Annotated in this window: 20 protein-coding genes and 1 pseudogene; 6 read left to right on the top strand and 15 right to left on the bottom strand. The window is 54.1% G+C overall.

Annotated elements, in window-relative coordinates:
- Positions 1-237: 237 nt before the first annotated feature.
- Complete coding sequence (gene asd / locus VRC33_RS01550) at positions 238-1347, bottom strand: aspartate-semialdehyde dehydrogenase (RefSeq protein ID WP_338560174.1); 1110 nt, start codon at positions 1345-1347, stop codon at positions 238-240.
- A 196-nt stretch (positions 1348-1543) separates the two neighbouring features.
- Between asd and VRC33_RS01545 the strand changes: the two genes are divergently transcribed.
- The 4 genes from VRC33_RS01545 to VRC33_RS01530 all read left to right on the top strand — a co-directional run bounded on the left by VRC33_RS01545 (position 1544) and on the right by VRC33_RS01530 (position 3618).
- The gene (locus tag VRC33_RS01545) at positions 1544-2137 is read left to right on the top strand and encodes a YhgN family NAAT transporter (protein ID WP_338560171.1); all 594 of its coding nucleotides are present in this window, start codon (positions 1544-1546) and stop codon (positions 2135-2137) included.
- A 152-nt stretch (positions 2138-2289) separates the two neighbouring features.
- On the top strand, positions 2290-2634 hold the full coding sequence (locus VRC33_RS01540) for a hypothetical protein (protein WP_338560169.1): 345 nt from the start codon (positions 2290-2292) through the stop codon (positions 2632-2634).
- Positions 2635-2866: 232 nt separating this feature from the next.
- Entirely contained in the window at positions 2867-3295 is a 429-nt protein-coding gene (locus VRC33_RS01535; RefSeq protein ID WP_338560166.1) for a hypothetical protein, read from the top strand.
- Positions 3292-3618 carry a DUF805 domain-containing protein gene (locus VRC33_RS01530; RefSeq protein WP_338560163.1) on the top strand — a complete coding sequence of 109 codons (327 nt, stop codon included), beginning with the start codon at positions 3292-3294 and terminating at the stop codon, positions 3616-3618. The genes VRC33_RS01535 and VRC33_RS01530 overlap by 4 nt, the downstream gene beginning before the upstream one ends.
- 3 nt (positions 3619-3621) lie before the next feature.
- Here VRC33_RS01530 and gntU read toward each other — a convergent pair whose 3' ends face one another.
- From gntU to VRC33_RS01510, 4 genes are all read right to left on the bottom strand, one after another.
- On the bottom strand, positions 3622-4962 hold the full coding sequence (gene gntU, locus VRC33_RS01525; protein WP_338560161.1) for a gluconate transporter: 1341 nt from the start codon (positions 4960-4962) through the stop codon (positions 3622-3624).
- Between the two features lie 10 nt (positions 4963-4972).
- Positions 4973-5506, bottom strand: a complete 534-nt coding sequence (gntK, locus tag VRC33_RS01520; RefSeq protein WP_338560159.1) for a gluconokinase — start codon at positions 5504-5506, stop codon at positions 4973-4975.
- Positions 5507-5727: 221 nt separating this feature from the next.
- A complete protein-coding gene (gene gntR / locus VRC33_RS01515; protein WP_338560157.1) occupies positions 5728-6723 on the bottom strand; it encodes a gluconate operon transcriptional repressor GntR in 996 nt (331 codons plus the stop codon).
- Positions 6724-6819: 96 nt separating this feature from the next.
- Positions 6820-7515 carry a pirin family protein gene (locus VRC33_RS01510; RefSeq protein WP_338560154.1) on the bottom strand — a complete coding sequence of 232 codons (696 nt, stop codon included), beginning with the start codon at positions 7513-7515 and terminating at the stop codon, positions 6820-6822.
- Between the two features lie 352 nt (positions 7516-7867).
- Here VRC33_RS01510 and VRC33_RS01505 point away from each other — a divergent pair, with 352 nt between their 5' ends.
- Positions 7868-8365, top strand: a complete 498-nt coding sequence (locus VRC33_RS01505; RefSeq protein WP_338560152.1) for a GNAT family N-acetyltransferase — start codon at positions 7868-7870, stop codon at positions 8363-8365.
- 157 nt (positions 8366-8522) lie between these two features.
- Here the strand turns inward: VRC33_RS01505 and ggt are convergent, their stop codons facing one another.
- Positions 8523-10229 (bottom strand): gamma-glutamyltransferase, encoded by a 1707-nt coding sequence (ggt, locus tag VRC33_RS01500; protein WP_338564410.1) that lies wholly within the window; start codon positions 10227-10229, stop codon positions 8523-8525.
- A gap of 196 nt (positions 10230-10425) precedes the next feature.
- Here ggt and VRC33_RS01495 point away from each other — a divergent pair, with 196 nt between their 5' ends.
- Positions 10426-10716: a DUF2756 domain-containing protein gene (locus VRC33_RS01495; RefSeq protein ID WP_338560150.1), complete on the top strand. Its 291-nt coding sequence runs from the start codon at positions 10426-10428 to the stop codon at positions 10714-10716.
- Here the strand turns inward: VRC33_RS01495 and ugpQ are convergent.
- The 9 genes and pseudogenes from ugpQ to livH form a co-directional block, all read right to left on the bottom strand.
- A complete protein-coding gene (gene ugpQ, locus VRC33_RS01490) occupies positions 10713-11462 on the bottom strand; it encodes a glycerophosphodiester phosphodiesterase (RefSeq protein ID WP_338560148.1) in 750 nt (249 codons plus the stop codon). The genes VRC33_RS01495 and ugpQ overlap by 4 nt on opposite strands.
- Positions 11459-12532, bottom strand: coding sequence for a sn-glycerol-3-phosphate import ATP-binding protein UgpC (locus VRC33_RS01485; protein WP_338560146.1), 1074 nt, complete (start codon positions 12530-12532; stop codon positions 11459-11461). The genes ugpQ and VRC33_RS01485 overlap by 4 nt, the downstream gene beginning before the upstream one ends.
- 1 nt (position 12533) lies before the next feature.
- The gene (gene ugpE, locus VRC33_RS01480; protein ID WP_338560144.1) at positions 12534-13379 is read right to left on the bottom strand and encodes a sn-glycerol-3-phosphate ABC transporter permease UgpE; all 846 of its coding nucleotides are present in this window, start codon (positions 13377-13379) and stop codon (positions 12534-12536) included.
- Positions 13376-14262, bottom strand: a pseudogene (gene ugpA / locus VRC33_RS01475) (sn-glycerol-3-phosphate ABC transporter permease UgpA). The gene ugpE and the pseudogene ugpA overlap by 4 nt, the downstream one beginning before the upstream one ends.
- Before the next feature lie 166 nt (positions 14263-14428).
- Positions 14429-15748 carry a sn-glycerol-3-phosphate ABC transporter substrate-binding protein UgpB gene (ugpB, locus tag VRC33_RS01470; protein WP_338560142.1) on the bottom strand — a complete coding sequence of 440 codons (1320 nt, stop codon included), beginning with the start codon at positions 15746-15748 and terminating at the stop codon, positions 14429-14431.
- A 567-nt stretch (positions 15749-16315) separates the two neighbouring features.
- Positions 16316-17023, bottom strand: coding sequence for a high-affinity branched-chain amino acid ABC transporter ATP-binding protein LivF (livF, locus tag VRC33_RS01465; RefSeq protein WP_338560138.1), 708 nt, complete (start codon positions 17021-17023; stop codon positions 16316-16318).
- 1 nt (position 17024) lies between these two features.
- Positions 17025-17789, bottom strand: coding sequence for a high-affinity branched-chain amino acid ABC transporter ATP-binding protein LivG (gene livG / locus VRC33_RS01460; RefSeq protein WP_338560135.1), 765 nt, complete (start codon positions 17787-17789; stop codon positions 17025-17027).
- Positions 17786-19060 (bottom strand): high-affinity branched-chain amino acid ABC transporter permease LivM, encoded by a 1275-nt coding sequence (locus VRC33_RS01455; protein ID WP_338560133.1) that lies wholly within the window; start codon positions 19058-19060, stop codon positions 17786-17788. Before VRC33_RS01455 ends, livG begins: the two co-directional genes overlap by 4 nt.
- Positions 19057-19983, bottom strand: a complete 927-nt coding sequence (livH, locus tag VRC33_RS01450) for a high-affinity branched-chain amino acid ABC transporter permease LivH (RefSeq protein WP_338560130.1) — start codon at positions 19981-19983, stop codon at positions 19057-19059. The genes VRC33_RS01455 and livH overlap by 4 nt, the downstream gene beginning before the upstream one ends.
- Between the last annotated feature and the right edge of the window lie 64 nt (positions 19984-20047).

Raw genomic sequence — 20047 nt, 5'->3', positions numbered from 1 at the left:
AGGCCGGATTCTGAAGGTGTTCCAGCCTGTTATGATTCAGCGACATTTTTAAGCATAGCGCGAGCGCAACTAAAGCCAGCACTGAAAATTCAAAAAAAGGCTTTTCAGATCAAACTTTCAGAGATTGACCATGAGGGGACGGGTAAAGCTGAAGAAAAACAGAGCCGGGAGAGGATTGAAACGAGAAAACCCCGCTGCCAACGGCAAGCGGGGGGATAAAGATGGGCAGTGGAAGGGTTAGCCGACCAGCAGACGAAGCATGCGGCGAAGAGGTTCAGCAGCTCCCCACAGAAGCTGGTCACCTACGGTAAACGCGGAAAGATATTCCGGCCCCATATTCAGCTTCCGCAGACGGCCTACCGGGGTTTTCAGCGTGCCGGTTACCGCTGCTGGCGTCAGCTCACGCATGGTCAGCTCACGGTCGTTTGGCACCACATGCACCCAGTCATTATGCGAGGCCAGTAACTGCTCGATCTCTTTCAGCGGCACATCTTTTTTCAGCTTCAGCGTGAAGGCCTGGCTGTGGCAGCGCAGCGCGCCAACACGGACGCAAAGGCCATCAACCGGGATAGTGGTGGCGGGTTGCAGGATCTTGTTGGTTTCGGCCTGCCCTTTCCACTCTTCACGGCTCTGGCCATTCTCCAGCTGCTTATCAATCCACGGGATCAGGCTGCCTGCCAGCGGAACACCAAAATTATCGGTCGGCAGCACGCCGTCACGGCTCATCGTGGTGACTTTGCGTTCGATATCCAGGATAGCAGAAGCGGGATTTTGCAGCTCTTTCGCCACATGGTCGTGCAGCATTCCCATCTGGGTCAGCAGTTCACGCATATGGCGCGCGCCGCCGCCAGAAGCCGCCTGATAGGTAGCCACAGAAGCCCACTCCACCAGGTTGTTGGCGAACAGGCCACCCAATGACATCAACATCAGACTGACCGTGCAGTTACCGCCAGCAAAGGTTTTGATGCCTTTATCCAGCCCCTGCTGAATGACGTTGTGGTTAACCGGATCGAGAATAATCAGCGCATCGTCATTCATGCGCAGGGTGGAAGCCGCATCAATCCAGAAGCCCTGCCAGCCGGAAGCCCGCAGTTTGGGATAGATTTCAGTGGTATAATCACCACCCTGACAGGTGATAATGATATCCAGCGCTTTCAGCGCCTCAACATTATAAGCATCCTGCAGAGTACCCGCAGACTGGCCGCCAAACTCTGGAGCCGCCTGGCCATGCTGAGAAGTCGAGAAAAAGACCGGGCGAATCACATCGAAGTCACGCTCTTCTACCATGCGTTGCATAAGAACGGAGCCAACCATGCCACGCCAACCGATAAGTCCTACTGATTTCATGTTGCACCTGCTGCAGGCGTTACTGGCTGCGACAATAACGCCTGACCTGTTAGAGTTTGAGAGATAAGAAAGCGATCTGCTTAACACCTTACAAAATGCAGCAAAAGTGGCAAGTGAATTAAATCGATTACAGGCATTTTTTTAGCAATGCTGCTTATAACATGCAGCGAACTGCGCGAATCAGAGAAGAATAGCGATGACTGAAATGATCTCCGCGACAATATTATTGTTGCTTATTATGGACCCGCTGGGCAATTTGCCGATTTTTATGTCGGTTTTAAAGCATCTGGAGCCAAAACGTCGACGCCGGGTGGTGATGCGCGAAATGCTGATTGCGCTGGCAATTATGCTGCTGTTTTTGTTTGCCGGTGAGAAGATCCTCGCCTTTCTGAATCTCCGCACGGAAACCGTCTCGATTTCGGGCGGCATCATCCTGTTTCTGATTGCCATCAAAATGATTTTTCCTTCTCACGAAAGCAGCAGCAGCGGTTTACCGGCCGGTGAAGAACCTTTCCTGGTGCCGCTGGCTATCCCGCTGGTGGCCGGGCCTTCTCTGCTGGCAACACTGATGCTGCTCTCGCATCAGTATCCCAATCAGATTGGTCATCTCGCAGGCGCGCTGCTGATCGCCTGGGGGGCAACGGTAGTCATTTTACTGCTGTCAGGGGTGTTCTTAAAATTGCTGGGGGAGAAAGGGGTTGATGCGCTGGAGCGGCTGATGGGGTTGATTCTGATCATGCTGGCAACGCAGATGTTCCTGGATGGGATTCGGGCTTATCTGAAGATATAAGCCCGCTACAGAGGGTCCTGACAACTTCATTCAGGACCATTATTTATTATCACACAGCTGAATTACTGACCACCATTTCATTAATTCTGTTTAAGTTAACTTGTTGTTAGTCACAACAAAATGGATATAATGGCGATAGATAGGGAGATCAAATGGCTAATAATATTGCAAATTACAAAGGCACGGGAATCTACATCATTACTGAACGCTTATACAGCAGAGGTGCGCCCAACTGGAATGGAATTGGGGCATCAATGGTTCAGGTTTATAAGATGGTTTATCAGCTGTATCAAAAACAGGATGTTTATCTTGAAGAGAAAAGAATTACGCCTGATACCGTTACCCTCTGGCAACGTCTGAAAATTCTTTCGGGAGCCCATCTTGTTCAGCGAGATTCTTCCGACCACAGTAATTGCTTTTCTCTGGATTATGCTGGCTCACGCTTTATGGCTACGCCGCTCTCCAGCTTCGATTCAAAAAAATCCCTACCTTTTTGACGAAAGAGTATAGCCTGCCTACCCGTAGAATACTGGCCTTAGGAAGAGATCCTTTTCCACAAGTGAATATTTACGGTCGCCAGGATGCGCACTTCGTCATGGCCAGTGGTGGGAAAGATGACCCGATCGCCGCAGCTAAATATGATTCAAATACCCGACAGTTAGTACTGGTGGATCCTGGGCAGGAGTTGTCAAGCCTGATGAGGCTGCTAAGTACACAGAGAGTATTATAATGAAATATGTGATTTCACAGGTTACTTTCAGCATCCTGTTTTTGGTCACAGGGTATTTATCATGGGATCAGTTAGTTCAGTACTATGTAAACGGAGCTGAGAGCAATGTTGTTAATGTGCGAAACTTTTTCGTTGCCCCCTTATTTACCGCTTCTTTCTGGCTGTTTCTTTACCTGTCTGCCGGTTGGGTATTCAGGAAAATAGCCGTAATCACTCGCGCCAGAGAGAACTTATTTCAATTGCTTTTTCTTATAGCCAATCTGTTTTTCTTATTTTCAGTCACCTGGTTTAGTAAGCCCGGGGGTAATGATGAGCTTGCCACTGTACAATTGACACAAATCAGCGATAGATTCTTTATGGCTATCTATCTGATTTCCGCTGCGCTTTCATTAGGAGTGTTCATTGGACTGAGAAGGAAATTTCGATGAGGGCTCTGCTGCAGATTATCAAAGACTGCCTGCTGAAAACTTTTAACTATGAAGGGCGTGAAGCACGGAGAAGCTATCTGGTTTTCCTGGGTTTCCAACTGATGTGGTTTTGCTGTTACCTGAAGTGGGGAACCGGTACTGATGGCGAACTGAGTTTTATCGCCTTGCTGCTGTTCATTCTGCCGACATTTGCCTGCGGTATCAGAAGAGCCAATGACGCCGGCTATTCGCGCGGCGTCATTGCTCTGCTGGTTGTTGCTCCCTACCTGCTGTTCCCTTTTTTGCTGTTTCCCGCTTCAGCTAACCTGTCTGAGAAAACATAAACTTTAAGACAGCAACTCGAAAGCAATCATGCCGACCACCGCGCCCACGGTGCCCAGAATGGTTTCCATCATCGTCCAGGTTTTTAGCGTCTGCGCTTCTGTTGCGCCAGTAAAGCGGCCAAACAACCAGAAACCAGCATCGTTGACGTGGCTGAAGATTATTGAGCCACCGGCGATGCAGATCGACAGCGCTGCCATCTGCGCGCCAGAGTAATGCAGCGGTTCAATCACTGGCATGATCAAGCCTACCGCTGTCAGGCAGGCTACCGTTGCTGAACCCTGAATGATGCGCACCGCGCCGGCCAGGATAAAGCACGCCAGCGCCACGGGCAGTCCGGCTCCGGTTAATGCATTGCCCAGCGCCGGGCCAACGCCTGAATCCACCAGCACCTGCTTAAATACGCCACCGGCACCAATCACCAGCAGAATAATCCCGGCTGGCTGCAGGGCGCTGCCACAAATCTGCATCACACGCTCTTTATCCATGCCCTGGCGGTAAGCCAGACCGTAGATGGCAACCAGGCAAGCCAGCAGGATGGCGATAAACGGATGCCCAATGAATTCGAGCCATTCATAGAGCGTTGACCCCGGTGCGGTAAAGCGGGCGCCGATAGTTTTCAGCCCTACCAGCACCAGCGGGAACAGGATCAGCGACAGGCTGAAACCGAACGAAGGCAATTTGCTCTCGTCAAATTCCGGATGGGTGGTCTCGGTAGGCAGCGTGAACTTAACATGGCGACTGATAAAGTTACCGAACAACGGGCCGGCAATCAGCATGCTGGGAATAGCCGCACAGAGGCCAAGCAGGATCATCCAGCCAAAATCGACATGCATCTGAGAAGCCAGCAGCATCGGGGCTGGCCCCGGCAGCAGGAAGGCCGCAGAAGCTGCCACGCCGGCAAACAGAGGGATAACCAGTTTGACCAGATTATCATGCGTGCGGCGCGCAACGGCGAAAGCGATACTGATCAGCAGCACGATCGCCACCTCAAAGAACAGAGGCAGTGCGCAGATCAGGCCTGCAATGCCCATCGCATAGTGTGCCCGGCTTTCCCCGAAGGTTTTCAGCATTTTGATGGCGATCTGATCGACCGCACCGGTTTCATGCAGAATTTTGCCGAACATCGCGCCCAGCGCGACCACGATAGCGAGGAATCCGAGGGTGCCGCCCATGCCTTTTTGCATGGTGTCGGCAATTTTATCGAGGGGCATGCCGGAGAAAATACCGGCACCAACGGAGACTAACATCAGGGCAACAAAAGCGTGCATACGCGCTTTCATAACCAGAAACAGCAGCAGTAAAACAGAACCCGCTGCTGTCAAAACCAGTGTTGCAGTAGCCATTACATCCAACTTATTGTTTTATTGCACCTTCGATGGTGGCAATGGTGGCAGCCACAACCTCATCCAGCGTTTGATTAATATCCACCACCAGCACGCCGCGCTCATCATTGCCCGGCTCTTCCAGCGTTTCGAACTGGGTTACCAGCATCTGCGGCTTGAAAAAGTGACCTTTACGTGCGCGCAGACGGGATTCAATGGTGTCGAAGTCACCTTTCAGATAGACGAACGAAAGATTGTCATTGCCCTTGCGCAGGATATCCCGGTACTGCTTTTTCAGGGCTGAGCAGACAATCAACGATACATCGTTGGTGCGCTGCATGGCAAAAGCGGCATCGTTTATCGCTTCCAGCCACGGCTTGCGATCGTCATCATTCAGCGGATGACCTTCCGCCATTTTCTGAATGTTGGCGCGAGGATGAAGGAAATCCCCGTCAAGAAACGCCGCTTTCAGCTGGTGTGCAACGGCATTAGCCACCGCTGATTTGCCACTTCCGGATACGCCCATAAGCACGAAAACGTGACGGGACGAGAGGGTAGGTTTCATTATTTATGCTCCGGCAAAGAAGTCAGTGAAGAGGGCCGTCAGGAAATTCCTGCATTGTTATCGGTAACATTGTCTGGACGGCCACGCACGAAGGCAACAGCTGGGGAGGAAAAAGCTGGTAAATGTGAAGTGGTTCAAAGAAATGAGAGTTTCAGAGTTCAGGGGCACAAAGAGACAAAGTCTCTCTTAATGCCCCTCTGAGGTTAACCGCCGAGCCAGGCTCAGATGCTGCCCCCTTCTGAAATCGCGAAACCGACATTCACCTGCTTTACGTCAGCCTGCTGGCCGCGGATGCTGGCCAGCAGCAGGGCAGCAGATTCCCGCCCCATCTCTTCACGCGGCGTCACCACCGTTGCCAGTACAGGTGTTACCACCTGAGTAATATCATGGCCGTGAAAACCCGCTATCGCCATCTCCTGGGGAACACGAAGTCCCTGACGCTGGCATTCAAACATCGCGCCTATCGCCAGGTCATCGTTGGTACAAAACAGGCTGTCGGTGTCGGGATAGTGTTTTTGAGCTTCCTGCAGAAGCAGGCCACCCATGGAAAAGGAGGAAGCTTCTTCTCTCATGATGCTGCGGGGCTCAAGGCTGGCTTCACGCATCGCCTGCTCATAACCCTGCTGTTTAAGCAGCGTTCGCTCATCCAGCCGCGCCCCGAGATAGACGGTGCGCCGGTGACCTTTTTTAAGGATCGCATGGGTCATCTGCCGCGCCGCTTCAACGTTATCAAACCCCACGGCCATATCCAGACAGGGTGAGACACAATCCATCATCTCAATCACCGGGATGCCGGCTGTTTCAATCATTCTCAGGCTGGCGGGTGTGTGGGTGCGTTCGGTGAGGATTAATCCATCGATGTTCCAGCCAAGCAGCGAGCGGATCTGAAGTTCTTCTTTTTCTGCACTGTAGCCGAAATGGCCCAGCATCGTCTGGTATCCCGCAGCATCGGTGACGGCCTCAATGCCACGCAGGACATCAGCAAAGACCTGGTTAGTCAGTGAAGGCAGCAAAACGCCAATAGCCCGGCTGGTGGCATTAGACAAAATATCGGGGGCTTTATTGGGGATATAACCCAGCTCATCCAGCGCTTCGGCGATGCGGCTCTGTAGCGCGACAGAGACCTGATCGGGATTGCGCAGATAGCGACTAACGGTCATTTTAGTGATGCCCACACGATCGGCAACATCCTGTAATACCGGTCTTTTCTTCTTCATGTTCAAAAGGGATTTGAGGAGAGATAAGAAGAGTGTAACAAAAATGGCTGATAAACGGTGAAGGGTGCGGTAAACCGCACCCAAAGTGTGACGAACTTAAACCGCAGGCAGATCAAACAGCAGGATTTCCGCATCGCTACCGGCAACAATCTCCAGCGCAGCTTCATCCCAAATCGCAAAGGCATCGCTGGTTGAGGCTTTTTCACCGTTAACAGTCACGTCACCCTTAACCACCTGGATCCAGATACGGCGACCTGACTCCACGTTTACAGTACCCTGCTCGCCCTGTTTCAAAGCCCAACGGGACAGCGTCATATCCTGGAACACCTTCAGCGAGCCCTCACGCGCATCCGGTGACAGCACCAGCTGGCGGCCCTGCACATCGTCGAAACGGCGCTGAGCGTAACGTGGCTCTATGCCGGTTTCTTCCGGGATAATCCAGATCTGGTAAAGGTGCAAAGGCACTTCTTTACTGGCGTTGTACTCGGAATGACGCACACCGGTTCCGGCGCTCATGATCTGAAACTCACCGGCTGGGATCTGCTCTTTGTTACCCATGCTGTCTTCGTGCTCGACCGTACCGGAAAGCACGTAGGTCAGAATTTCCATATCTTTGTGGGGATGAGTGCCAAATCCCTGACCGCCATCGATCACGTCTTCGTTGATAACGCGCAACGCCGAGAAGCCCATGAAGTTGGCGTCATAATAGTTCGCGAAAGAAAACGTGTGATAGCTGTCCAGCCAGCCATGATTAGCATGACCGCGTTCCTGTGCTTTGCGTAAGTAAATCATATTCAATCCTCCTCAACGTTTTCACACAGTCTGGACCTGATCTAAAAGCGATGATAGCGGAGAAAATTGTCTTCTCTGTTCAAATATTTCGATTAAAAACAGGCGGAATATTCAGGCGTGCTGAGGAGGGCAAATAGCAGGCAAAAAAAAAGCCAGCACCCGAGCTGGCTAAATAATACTTGGAAGCAATGTGAGCAATGTCGTGCTTTCCCGTTGGTCCGTGAAGCCCATGTCGGGAACGCATGACAATAATAATCATTATCATTCGCACTTGTAAAGTATTTTTTTGCTTGATTTATCAGCTAAAGCCCATGATCTTAAAGAGGATTACCATTCAACAAGGAGAGAGACAATGCGTGAGATTGTGATACGTCATGCGGAAAAGGGCGATGCAGAAGCACTGCAACGCATTATGAGCCAGCCCGAAACCTACGCTGATACGCTCCAACTCCCTCATCCCTCTCTGCAAACCTGGCAGGAACGCGTGGAGACTTCCCGTGCCGGTCTGCACCGTCTGGTGGCCTGTATCGATAACGTGGTGGTTGGTGATTTGACGCTGGAAGTGAACAGTCGTGCCCGCCGCCGACATACCGCATCATTTGGGATTTGCGTGGATTGCCACCAGCGCGGCAAAGGCGTGGCAACAGCATTAATGCAGGAGATGATTAACCTTTGCGATAACTGGCTCGCCGTCGAACGTATTGAGCTGACCGTATTTGCCGACAACGCCACAGCCATCGCGCTTTACGAAAAGTTCGGTTTTGTGACTGAAGGCGTGGCCCGCCGTTATGCCGTGCGGAATGGGCAGCAGGTTGATGCGCTCTATATGGCCCGGTTTGGCCTGGGGTAGAAGGTTATGACAAGCAGGGGGATAGTTAGGAATAGCCGGTGTCAGTTGAAAGTGAGCTGATAAACATTTCTACCCTGCCCTGAGGAACAACGGCTGAGATCGTCAGTCCTTATTGAGCCCCGGAAACATACCTCATCCGGGGCTCTCCTTTCAGTGATTAATAACCTGCAGTTAAATCATCAATGGAGCGGGGATCCGACGCGCCATACAGCGTGCCGTCCGGCCCAATCATAATACTCTGCGTGCTGCCCATCGCAGGCTGCACCTTCACATGCTGACCTTTAGCTTCCAGCAGCTTCAGGGTATCCGGGCTGAAGCCCTTCTCCACCCGCAGCTGATCCGGAAGCCACTGATGATGGAAGCGTGGCGCATTGGTCGCCTCTGCAATATTCATCCCGTAATCGATGCTGTTCACCACCATTTGCAGCACGGTTGTGATGATGCGGCTGCCACCCGGGCTGCCGGTAACCAGCCAGGTTTTACCGTCTTTAGCCACAATAGTCGGCGACATAGAGGAGAGCGGACGCTTATAAGGCCCGACTGCGTTGGCCTCTCCCCCCACCAGACCATAAACGTTTGGCGTCCCTGGTTTGGCCGAGAAGTCATCCATTTCATTGTTCATCAGGATGCCGCTGTTGCCTGCCACAATGCCGCTACCAAAATAGGTATTCAGCGTATAGGTCACCGCCACCGCGTTACCCTGCTTATCTACCACGGAGAAATGCGTGGTCTGGTTGCTTTCATAAGGAGCCAGTTTGCCCGGTTTAATTTCTGAAGAAGGTCGCGCTTTATTCACGTCGATCTGCTGCGCCAGCGATTTTGCATAGGCTTTGCTGGTAAGCGCCTGCCACGGCACCTTAACAAAGTCCGGATCGCCCAGATATTCCGAGCGGTCAGCATAGGCATACTTCTCCGCCTCAGCCATCACCTGCATGGCATCCGCGCTGCCAAAGCCCATTTTCGCCAGGTCAAAGTTTTCCAGGATATTCAGGATTTGCACAATATGGATCCCTCCCGAAGAAGGAGGCGGCATAGAGAAGACTTCATATCCGCGATAAGTGCCGCCGATCGGCTTACGCTCCACCGCCTTGTACTTTGCCATGTCAGCTTTGCTGATCAGGCCGCCGTTCGCTGCCATTTCACGATCGATCTGATCGGCGATCTCGCCTTTATAGAAGGCATCCGGCCCCTGCTTTGCGATCAGCTCCAGACTGTGTGCCAGATTACGCTGGACCAGCTTCTCACCCCGTGCGTAAGGCATGCCATCCTTTTTGTAGAAAATGGCTTTACTGTTGGGATGAGCGATCAGCACCTCCTTGCCGTAGACCTTAAGGTCATCAGCCAGAGCCTGATTCACCTCAATGCCCTGGCTTGCCAGTTTGATCGCTGGCTGGATAAGCTGGCTCAGAGGCAGGGTGCCATATTCTTTACTAGCCAGCGCAAAGCCTGCCACCGTGCCCGGAACGCCAGAAGCGAGATGAGAGGTCAGGGATTTTTTACTGTCGGCATTGCCCTGCGCATCCAGAAACATATCGCGGCTGGCTCTGGTCGGGGCCATTTCACGGAAATCGATCGCCGTGGTGCGGCCAGAGGCCGTACGCAGCATCATAAAGCCTCCGCCGCCCAGATTACCGGCCTGTGGGTGAGTCACTGCCAGCGCATAGCCAACGGCAATGGCTGCATCAACCGCATTGCCGCCCTGCTTGAGGATATCCACCCCCACCTGAGTGGCGGTGGCATCCACCGACGCCACCATCCCGTGCTGCTCTTTTACCGGATGAAAAGTGTCCGCATCCACCCCATAAGAAACGGCGGGTGCAGCAGGGGCAGCGTGCGCTCCCTGCCAGAGAAACAACCCGATCATCAGCGGCCCGGCGAACCGCGCCCACTTACCTTGTCCAGTCATCTTCACCTCTTCATGATTATTTACGTTTGTTTACCGCTGGTAAGTGTGTACGAAATAAAAGAAAAGGCGAGCAGACAGTGAAAATCAGTCAACTCCTGGCGCCGCTTTTACGCGCCTGGCATACACTTGAGGGAAGAAACATGGAGGGCAGTTTATGAAATGGTTAATTATTTTTGCCGCACTGGTGCCGTTAAGCGGCATGGCAAACATGTTGAATAACAATAATCCGAACCAGCCGGGTTACAATCCAAGCACTCAACGGACACAGCAACATATGCAGGCGCAGCAGTCCCAGCAAAAACTGAAGTTACAGCAGGATCAGCAGCGTCAAAGCCAGGATATGCAGCGTAAAGTTCAGGAACAGCGCAACAGTGCCTCTCAGCGCGTGCTGCAATCGCAGCCGGGTAACAATACCCAGCCGCCAGTTCAGCAGAACAATAATTAAGCCTGCGGGAAATTCGGACCCAGGGTGTCGATGCGGTCAGTACAGATAGCATCGACGCCCCACTTCAGCAGTTTCTTTGCCTGCTCCGGGCTGTTTACCGTATAAACCAGAATCCGCAGCCCAGCCGCTTTTAACTCTGCGACTCTCTGTTCAGTCAGCACCCGATAATTGAGGTGGATGGAGACGCACGCCAGCGTTTCGGTCAATGCCTGCCAGTTTTCATCCCACTCATCCAGCAATAACCCGCGAGGCAGTTCCGGCGCGGCTTCTTTAGCCGCTTCCAGCGCGATAAAGGAGAAAGAAGAGAGCAATGGCGTGGTCTGGGTATGCCAGAGATCCCGCGCGGCAAGTGCCACCGCCCGCCCGGTTTCAGCTTCAAGTCCGGAAGTCGGTTTGATTTCGATATTGGCCATCATCTGATAACTTGCACAACGCTTAGCAACCTGGGAGAGCAACGGCAGTCGCTGATCGGCGAAATCTTTGCCATACCAGCCTCCCACATCCAGCTGTACCAGCTTTTCCCAGGGCAACTGACCGGCGATCCCCCAGCCATTACTGGTCCTGTCCAGCGTGTCATCATGCAGCAGGAAAATTTCGCCATCCTGCGACAGTTTCACATCAAATTCGATCATCTTGTGGCCCAGTTTTGCGCCCACGTCGATGCCCGCAAGGGTATTTTCCGGGGCCAGTTTGCCCCCGCCACGGTGCGCAACAATGGCCGGGTAAGGCCAGGCTTTATTTCTCATTCGAGCCGTTGTCCATTAAGGGTGTCAAAGAAGTGTAGCGATTCTGCAGGCAGATGCAGCCATAACATGCTGCCAGGTGTCGGACGCTCAATGTGCGGCAGCCGGACCACCACATTGCGGCCGCCCAGTTTGCCATGCGCCAGATTGTCTGCGCCCAGCATCTCCAGCGTCTCCACCACCAGCGGCAGGCCGCCAGCCTGTTGTGACGAGAGCTTAATATGTTCCGGACGAATCCCCAGCGTCAATGACCTGTTTGCCCAGCGCGCTCTGGCCTGAGCCAGAGGTAGGGCAAACCCTTCCGACAATGTCAGACGCGAGCCATCATCATTCATCTCACCCTCCAGCAGGTTCATGGAAGGCGCGCCGATAAAGCTGGCAACAAAGCGGGTTGCCGGGCGCTCATACACTTCTACCGGCGTCCCTGACTGTTCCAGCACGCCTTTGTTCATTACCATCACTCGCTGTGCCAGGGTCATCGCCTCCACCTGATCATGAGTGACATACAGACTGGTGGTTTTCAGGCGGCGATGCAGTTGCTGAAGCTCAAGCCGCATCTGCACCCGCAGCCGGGCATCCAGGTTTGACAAGGGTTCATCGAACAGAAATACCGCTGGTTCACGCACAATCGCCCTGCCCATTGCCACACGCTGGCGTTGCCCGCCCGAAAGTTCGCGGGGACGACGATCGAGCAGCGCATCAAGTTCCAGGCTTTTTGCGGTTTCCAGCACTCGCTGGCGGATATGCTCTTTGCCCATGCCGCGGATTTTCAGGCCATAGGCCATGTTCTGCTCCACGCTCATGTGCGGATAGAGGGCGTAGTTCTGGAACACCATCGCAATGCCCCGATCTTTCGGCTCCATCTGTGTGACGCGCTGGTTGTCGATGTAAATATCACCGCTGGTGACCTGCTCAAGCCCGGCGACCATCCTTAAGAGCGTGGATTTTCCGCAGCCGGAAGGGCCGACCATCACCACAAATTCGCCATCACGGATTATCACATCCAGCGGTTGAATAATCTGGTTTTTGCCGTCGTAGGATTTGGTGACGGCCTGAAGTTTTACGCCTGCCATATTATTTCTCACTCTCTACCAGCCCGCGAACAAAGGCGCGCTGCATCACTAAAACAATCACAATCGGTGGGATCATGGTCAGCAGCATCGCCGCCATCACCAGATTCCACTGGGTGGATCCATCGCCGTTGCCAATCATGCTGCGGATGCCGGCTACGGCGGTGCCCAAATCGGCCTCACTGATGATCAGCAGCGGCCACATGTATTGATTCCAGCCGTAGATAAAGGTGATTACGAACAGCGCCGCCAGATTGGTTTTCGACAGCGGCAGGACGATGTCCCAGAAAAAGCGCATCGGGCTGGCTCCATCAATGCGTGCCGCCTCGATCAGCTCATCAGGCAGGGTCATAAAGAACTGACGGAACAGGAAAGTCGCCGTGGCGGAAGCCATCAGCGGCAGCGTTAATCCGCTGTAGCTGTCGAGCATATTCAGGCTGGAAATCACCTCTACGGTGGGGAAGATCCTGACCTCAACCGGCAGCATCAGGGTGATAAATATCATCCAGAAAAACAGCGAGCGCAGCGGGAAACGGAACCACACCAGTGCAAAAGCGGAGAGGATCGAGACGGTGATTTTTCCGGCAGTGATGCACAACGCCATAATCGCGCTGTTCATCAGCATCACGCCAAAGGGTGCACTGTTCTGCGCTACGCCGTGCTGCCAGATGTTAGCCATGTTTTCCAGAAGATGGCGGCCAGGGATCAGCGTCATCGGCACCTGAAAGACTTCACTGTTGCTCAGGCTGGCGGCGACAAACGCCACGTAGAGCGGGAACAGGACGGTCAGAATGCCCAGCCCCAACATCACATGGCTGAAGAGCGTCAGCCCGCGTCGGTTCTCAATCATTGGTAACGCACCCTTTTTCGACGTAGCGGAACTGGATCACCGTCAGGATAATAACCAGCACCATCAGCACTACCGACTGTGCGGAGGAAGAGGAGAGATCCAGTCCGGCAAAGCCTTCACGGTAGATTTTGTAAATCAGCGTGGTGGTGGACTGTACCGGGCCACCGCCGGTTGCGGCGTCGATCACCGGGAAGGTATCGAAGAAGGCATAGACCAGGTTGACCACCACCAGGAAGAAACCCACCGGCGTTATCAGCGGTAGTGAGAGCTGGAAAAACCGTCTTACCGGCCCGGCACCGTCAATGGCTGCGGCTTCGGTCAGTGATTTTGGGATCGATTGCAGCGCGGCAAAGAAGAACAGGAAGTTGTAGCTCATCTGCTGCCAGATGGAGGCCAGCACCACCAGGAACATCGCCTGCCCGCTGTTTTGTGCATGATTCCAGTCGTAGCCGAGATACCGCAGGAAGTGGGTGATCAGACCCAGGCCGGGGCTGAACAGGAACATCCATAATACCGCAGCCACGGCTGGCGCTACCGCATAGGGTAGTAAGAACAGTGTCTGATAGAAGCGTTTAAGGCGCACTACGTGATCCACCAGCGCGGCAAAAAACAGCGATACCACCAGACCGATAACCGTAACCAGGCCGCTGAAGATCATCGTGGTCAGAAAAGAGTCGAGGTAGTACTCGTCGCCCATCAGGCGTTTGAAATTCTCCATGCCGACATACGTGCTGGAGAGGCCAAAGGGATCGACGCTTTGTACCGAATACCACAGCGCTTCGCCCGCAGGCCAGAGGAAGAAGACGACGGTGATCAGCAACTGGGGCAGCACCAGCAGATAGGGCAGCCAGCGTGAGCGGAATACGGGACGGGAAGAAGACATAACGTCGCCTTGAAATAGGTTATTCAACGCTGAAACGGGCGAAAGAATTCCCGCCCTTGCAACAGATATCGCCCTTAAGGGCGGTCAGAGATCCCCGGCTGGCTTAGCCGGAATACCATGCCAGCCGGGATAGTCCTGATAGCCAGGGGTGTTTTCTCTCTCTGGCTTACTGTTTAACCGTCTGTTCAAAGCGGCGAAGCAGCAGGTTGCCACGGGTGACCGCGTTATCCAGTGCAGCCTGAGGCGTTTTCTTGCCGGTCCAGACGCCTTCCAGCTCTTCATCGACTATGGTGCGGATTTGCGGCATGTTGCCCAGACGCATTCCTTTGGTGAAAGGCAATGGCGGCTTGTTCAGCATCTGACGGGTGGCCGTGTCAGCCCCTGGGTTTTTCTCGTAGAAGCCCTGTTGACGGGTCAGTTCATAGGCCGCCGTGGTGATCGGCAGATAGCCGGTTTTCTGGTGCCATTCTGCGGCGATCTCTGGTTTAGCCAGGAATTGCATAAATTCCGCCACGCCTTTATAGGTGTCGGCATCTTTGCCTTTCATCACCCACAGGCTCGCCCCGCCAATAATGGCGTTCTGTGGCGCATTCGGTACGGTGGCGTCATACGGCATCATGCCCACGCCGTAGTTGAATTTGGCATAGTGGCGGATATCAGCCAGAGAGCCGGAAGAGGCCGTGGTGATGCCACAATCGCCGTTGTAGAACTTGGCGGTGGATTCATCTTTGCGGCCAAAGTAGGTGAACTCCCCTTTTTTGTTCATCTCTTCCAGCATCTGGATATGACGCACCTGCACCGGCTTGTTGAATTCCAGTGCGGCGTCGGTGCCGTCAAAGCCGTTGTTTTTGGTGGCTACTGGCAGGCCATGCCAGGCGCTGAAGTTTTCAATCTGGATCCATCCCTGCCAGCCACTGGCGTAGCCACAGGTCATTCCCGATTTACGCAGTGCGGCGGCGGCTGTTTGCAGTTCCTGCCAGGTTTTTGGCGGTTCGTCCGGGTTCAGCCCCGCTTTTTTAAAGGCGTCTTTGTTGTAGTAGAGCACCGGTGTGGAGCTGTTGAAGGGCTGAGAAATCAGGTGGCCATTGGCGTCGCTGTAGTATCCGGCCACGGTCGGCACAAACTGTTTTTCATCAAAGGTGATGCCCGAGTTTTTAAAGACATCGTAGACCGGCACAATAGCTTTTGAAGCCATCATGGTAGCCGTACCCACTTCATAAACCTGCAGGATTGCCGGGGCTTTACCGGAACGCACAGCAGCAATACCGGCGGCCAGGCTCTGTTCGTAGTTGCCTTTGTAGGTCGGCACAATTTTGTAGTCAGGGTGGGAGTCGTTGAAGCGTTTAGCCAGCGACTCCACCTCTACGCCCAGTTCGCCTTCCATGGAGTGCCAGAATGGAATATCGGTTGCAGCCAGTGCGTGACCGCTGAAGGTCAGTCCCAGTACCACGCAAAGTGCGGTTTTACGAAATGAGAACGCTGTCATATCGGTTTCCTGTGCCCGGTGTTTTCGCGCGAATTCGCGCGTTCTTATTGTCCGGGAAGTAACATGACACGGGAAAATGACGGAAAGATAACGGGTTTATGACGGGTACATGACACTCAGGTGACGGTAAAACCGGGTTTAAGGTGGTACGTAGTTGTCGGTAAGTTCGGGGGCATAGCTCGTTCATAAAGACGATAAGGCATCGGTAGGCACGGGTGAAACGAGGGGAACATAGCTCGTTCATAAAGACGTAAAAAGGCGTCGGTAAGCACGGGGGCAACGAGGGGAACATAGCTCGTTCATAAAGACGTAAAAATGCGTCGGTAGGCACGGGGGCAACGAGGGGAACATAGCTCGTTCATAAAGACGCAAAAAGCATCGTCCCTGATAGCTCGGCTCGCACCGTCCATGGTGCGAGACGCTTTATTCACGAGCTATGTCCCCCTCGCCTCATATTTCTGTGTAGCCTGTAAAAGCAAGTCCAGGGCAAAAAATCCGGCGACCAATACTGAGCGTTGCCTGTCCATGCTTTGTCATCCGGGATTCCTGGTAAGCCATGCCTGAAAGCTAGCCGCCCAGATAGGCGCTGCGAACGGCTTCATTGGCCAGCAGGGCTTCGCCGGTGTCTTCCAGCACCACATGGCCGTTTTCCAGCACGTAGCCCCGGTCAGCCAGCTTCAGCGCCTGATTGGCGTTCTGCTCGACAAGGAAGATGGTCATACCTTCCTGACGCAGTTGCTCAATGGTGTCGAAGATTTGCTGGATGATAATGGGAGCCAGCCCGAGAGAAGGCTCATCCAGCAGCAGCAGGCGTGGCTGGCTCATCAGCGCACGTCCGATGGCGAGCATCTGCTGCTCGCCGCCCGACATAGTGCCAGCGCGTTGCACACGTCGTTCATAGAGGCGTGGGAAGAGTTCATAAACCCGTTTGATGCGCGTCTGATACTGCTGACGATCGGCAAAAAATCCGCCCATTGCCAGGTTCTCTTCCACGGTCATCCGGGAGAAAACCCGCCTTCCTTCCGGAACGATAGCGATCGCTTCACGCATGATCCGCGCTGTTTGCCACCCGGTGATCGCTTTACCGTCGAAAGTAATCGTCCCCTGCGTGGCTCTCGGCTCGCCGCAAAGCGTGCCCAGAATGGTGGTTTTGCCTGCGCCGTTAGCGCCAATCAGCGTGACGATTTCACCCTGATTAATGTGCAGGCTGACGTTATGCAGCGCCTGAATCTTGCCGTAGTGGGCGCTGACGTTTTCCAGAGAGAGCATGCTCATATCAGGCTTCTCCCAGATAGGCGCGGATCACGTCCGGGTTGTTGCGGATCTCTTCCGGCGTGCCGTTTGCCAGCGGAGTGCCCTGATTCACCACGTAGATGCGGTCTGAAATACCCATTACCAGTTTCATATCATGTTCAATCAACAGTACCGAGACGTTGTGTTCACTGCGCAGTTCTGCGATCAGTTCGTCAAGCTCGTGAGTTTCTCTCGGGTTCAGTCCGGCTGCGGGTTCATCCAGCATCAGGATCTCCGGACGGGTCACCATGCAGCGGGCGATTTCCAGGCGACGTTGCTGACCGTAAGCCAGGTTGCCTGCCTGGCGGTTAGCCATGTCCAGCAGCCCTACACGCTCCAGCCAGGTGGCCGCGCGATCCAGCGCTTCACTTTCCGCTTTACGGAAGGCAGGCGTTTTCAACAGACCGGCAAACACGCCGCTTTTCAGGTGCTGATGCTGAGCCACCAACAGGTTTTCAATCACCGTCATTTCACGGAACAGGCGTACATGCTGGAAAGTGCGCACGATGCCCATCCGGGCAATTTTCTGACCTGGCAGGCCAGCAAGCTGCCGATCGCGGAGCGTGATGCTGCCGCCTGTGGGGCGATAGAAGCCGGTCAGGCAGTTAAACACCGTGGTTTTCCCAGCACCGTTTGGCCCGATCAGCGAGACGATCTCCTGCGGGCGCAGTTCCAGCTCAACGTTGTTGACGGCGAGCAGGCCGCCAAAACGCATCATCAGGCCATTTACGGCTAACAGAGGCTTCATGGCTGCGCTCCTTTTTCCACACTCTTCAGCTTCAGATGTGGCCGCTTCATCGGCAGCAGTCCCTGAGGGCGCCAGATCATCATCAGCACCATCAGGCCACCGAGGACCAGCATGCTGTACTCATTCAGATCGCGCATCAGCTCGCGCGAAACCACCAGCAGGATAGCAGCAAGGATGACCGCAAATTGCGATCCCATACCGCCCAGCACCACGATTGCCAGCACAAAAGCCGACTCGGCAAAGGTGAAGGATTCCGGGCTGACAAATCCCTGACGGGCAGCAAACAGGCTTCCGGCAAAGCCTGCAAAAGCGGCGCTGATGGTAAAAGCAGTCAGTTTGATGCGCGTAGGGCTGAGGCCCAGTGAACGGCAGGCTATTTCATCTTCACGCAGCGCTTCCCACGCACGGCCCAGTGGCATACGCAGCAGGCGGTTGATCACGAACAGGGTGATCACTACCAGCAGCAGCGCCACCATGTAGAGGAAGATGATGCGATCGCTGGGATCGTATTTCAGCCCGAAGAAGTTATGAAAGGTATCCCATCCGCCGTCGCGGACGCTGCGGTTGAATTCCAGCCCGAACAACGAGGGTTTCGGGATCTGGCTGATGCCGTTCGGGCCGCCGGTGATTTCGGTGTTGTTCAGCAGCAAAATACGCACAATCTCGCCGAACCCCAGGGTAACAATCGCCAGATAGTCACCGCGCAAACGCAGAACCGGGAAGCCCAGCAACAGCCCAAACATGGCGGCTACCAGTCCGGCCAGCGGCAGGCATTCCCAGAAACTCATGCCGTAGTAGTGGTTCAGCAACGCGAAGGTATAAGCGCCGATAGCATAGAAGCCGCCATAACCCAGAACCAGAAGGCCAGACAACCCCACCACCACGTTCAGGCCCAGGCCGAGCATCACGTAAATCAGCGTCAGCGTGGCGATATCCACGGTTCCCCGGGAGACGAGGAAAGGCCAGGCCACAGCGGCAATGATCATCACCACCATCAGCAGTTTTTGCTTCGGCGTTGAGCCATCAATGCCCGGTAATACCAGCGCAGGGCCAGATATTTTTTTCAGGCCTTTCTGCATCAAAGGGCGCAGCAGCTGGAAGAAAAAGACTACCGCAGCACCGGTGGCGATCCAGTTCCAGCGGACGCTGCCCGCGTTGTTTACGACCAGATGAGTGCCATCCAGATTCAGCCGCATCCCCATAAAGAAGGCAGCCAGCACCACCAGCATCAGCGAAGAGGCGATGGCGTTAAGCAGGTTAAGATGCTTCATACTTTCTCAACCTCCGGACGGCCCAGGATACCGGTTGGCATCACCAGCAGCACCACAATCAGCAGGGCAAACGACACCACATCTTTGTATTCAGTGCTGAGATAGGCCGATGTCAGGGCTTCAGCAATACCGAGGATCAGGCCACCCAGCATCGCGCCAGGAATACTACCGATGCCGCCAAGAACAGCTGCGGTAAAGGCTTTCATACCGGCCATAAAGCCGATGTAGGGGTTGATCACGCCGTAAAATTGCCCCAACAATACGCCCGCGACAGCAGCCATAGCGGCGCCGATCACAAACGTCAGGGAGATCACCCGGTCAGTGTTAATGCCCAGCAGGCTGGCCATTTTCAGGTCTTCCGCACAGGCGCGGCAGGCACGCCCCATGCGGGAATAGCGAATGAACAGCGTCAATGCCAGCATCGACAGGAAAGTCACAACCCAGATTACAATCTGCATAGTGGAGATGGTCGCGGCAAAGCCATTGGTTTCACCCAGCGTCCACTGTCCGGTAATCAGGCTTGGCAGCGCCAGATCGCGTGAACCCTGGGTCAGGCTGACGTAGTTTTGCAGGAAGATCGACATCCCGATGGCGGAGATCAGCGCTATCAAACGCTTCGATGAGCGTACCGGTTTATAGGCCACGCGCTCAATGCTCCAGCCGTAGGCGCTGGCGATCACAATCGCCACAATAAATCCGGCACCGATCAGCATCCAGCTGACGTCGATGCCCATCATCATCAGGGCGGCGATCACGATAAAAGAGACATAGCTGCCGATCATATAGACCTCGCCGTGGGCGAAGTTGATCATGCCGATGATGCCGTACACCATAGTGTAACCGATGGCGATCAGCGCATAGGTGCTGCCCAACGTTACGCCGTTGAACATTTGCTGCAGGAAGTAGAGAAACTGCTCGGACATACCTTGATACCTTACTTCTATCCGCCTCGGCGGAGAGAATGAAAAAAACGTCCGGGAGTCATTC

Source organism: Erwinia sp. E_sp_B01_1, from assembly GCF_036865545.1.
Classification (GTDB): domain Bacteria; phylum Pseudomonadota; class Gammaproteobacteria; order Enterobacterales; family Enterobacteriaceae; genus Erwinia.
The sequence above is the reverse complement of the archived record's forward strand: the minus strand, read 5'-3'. Positions and strand labels throughout refer to the sequence as shown.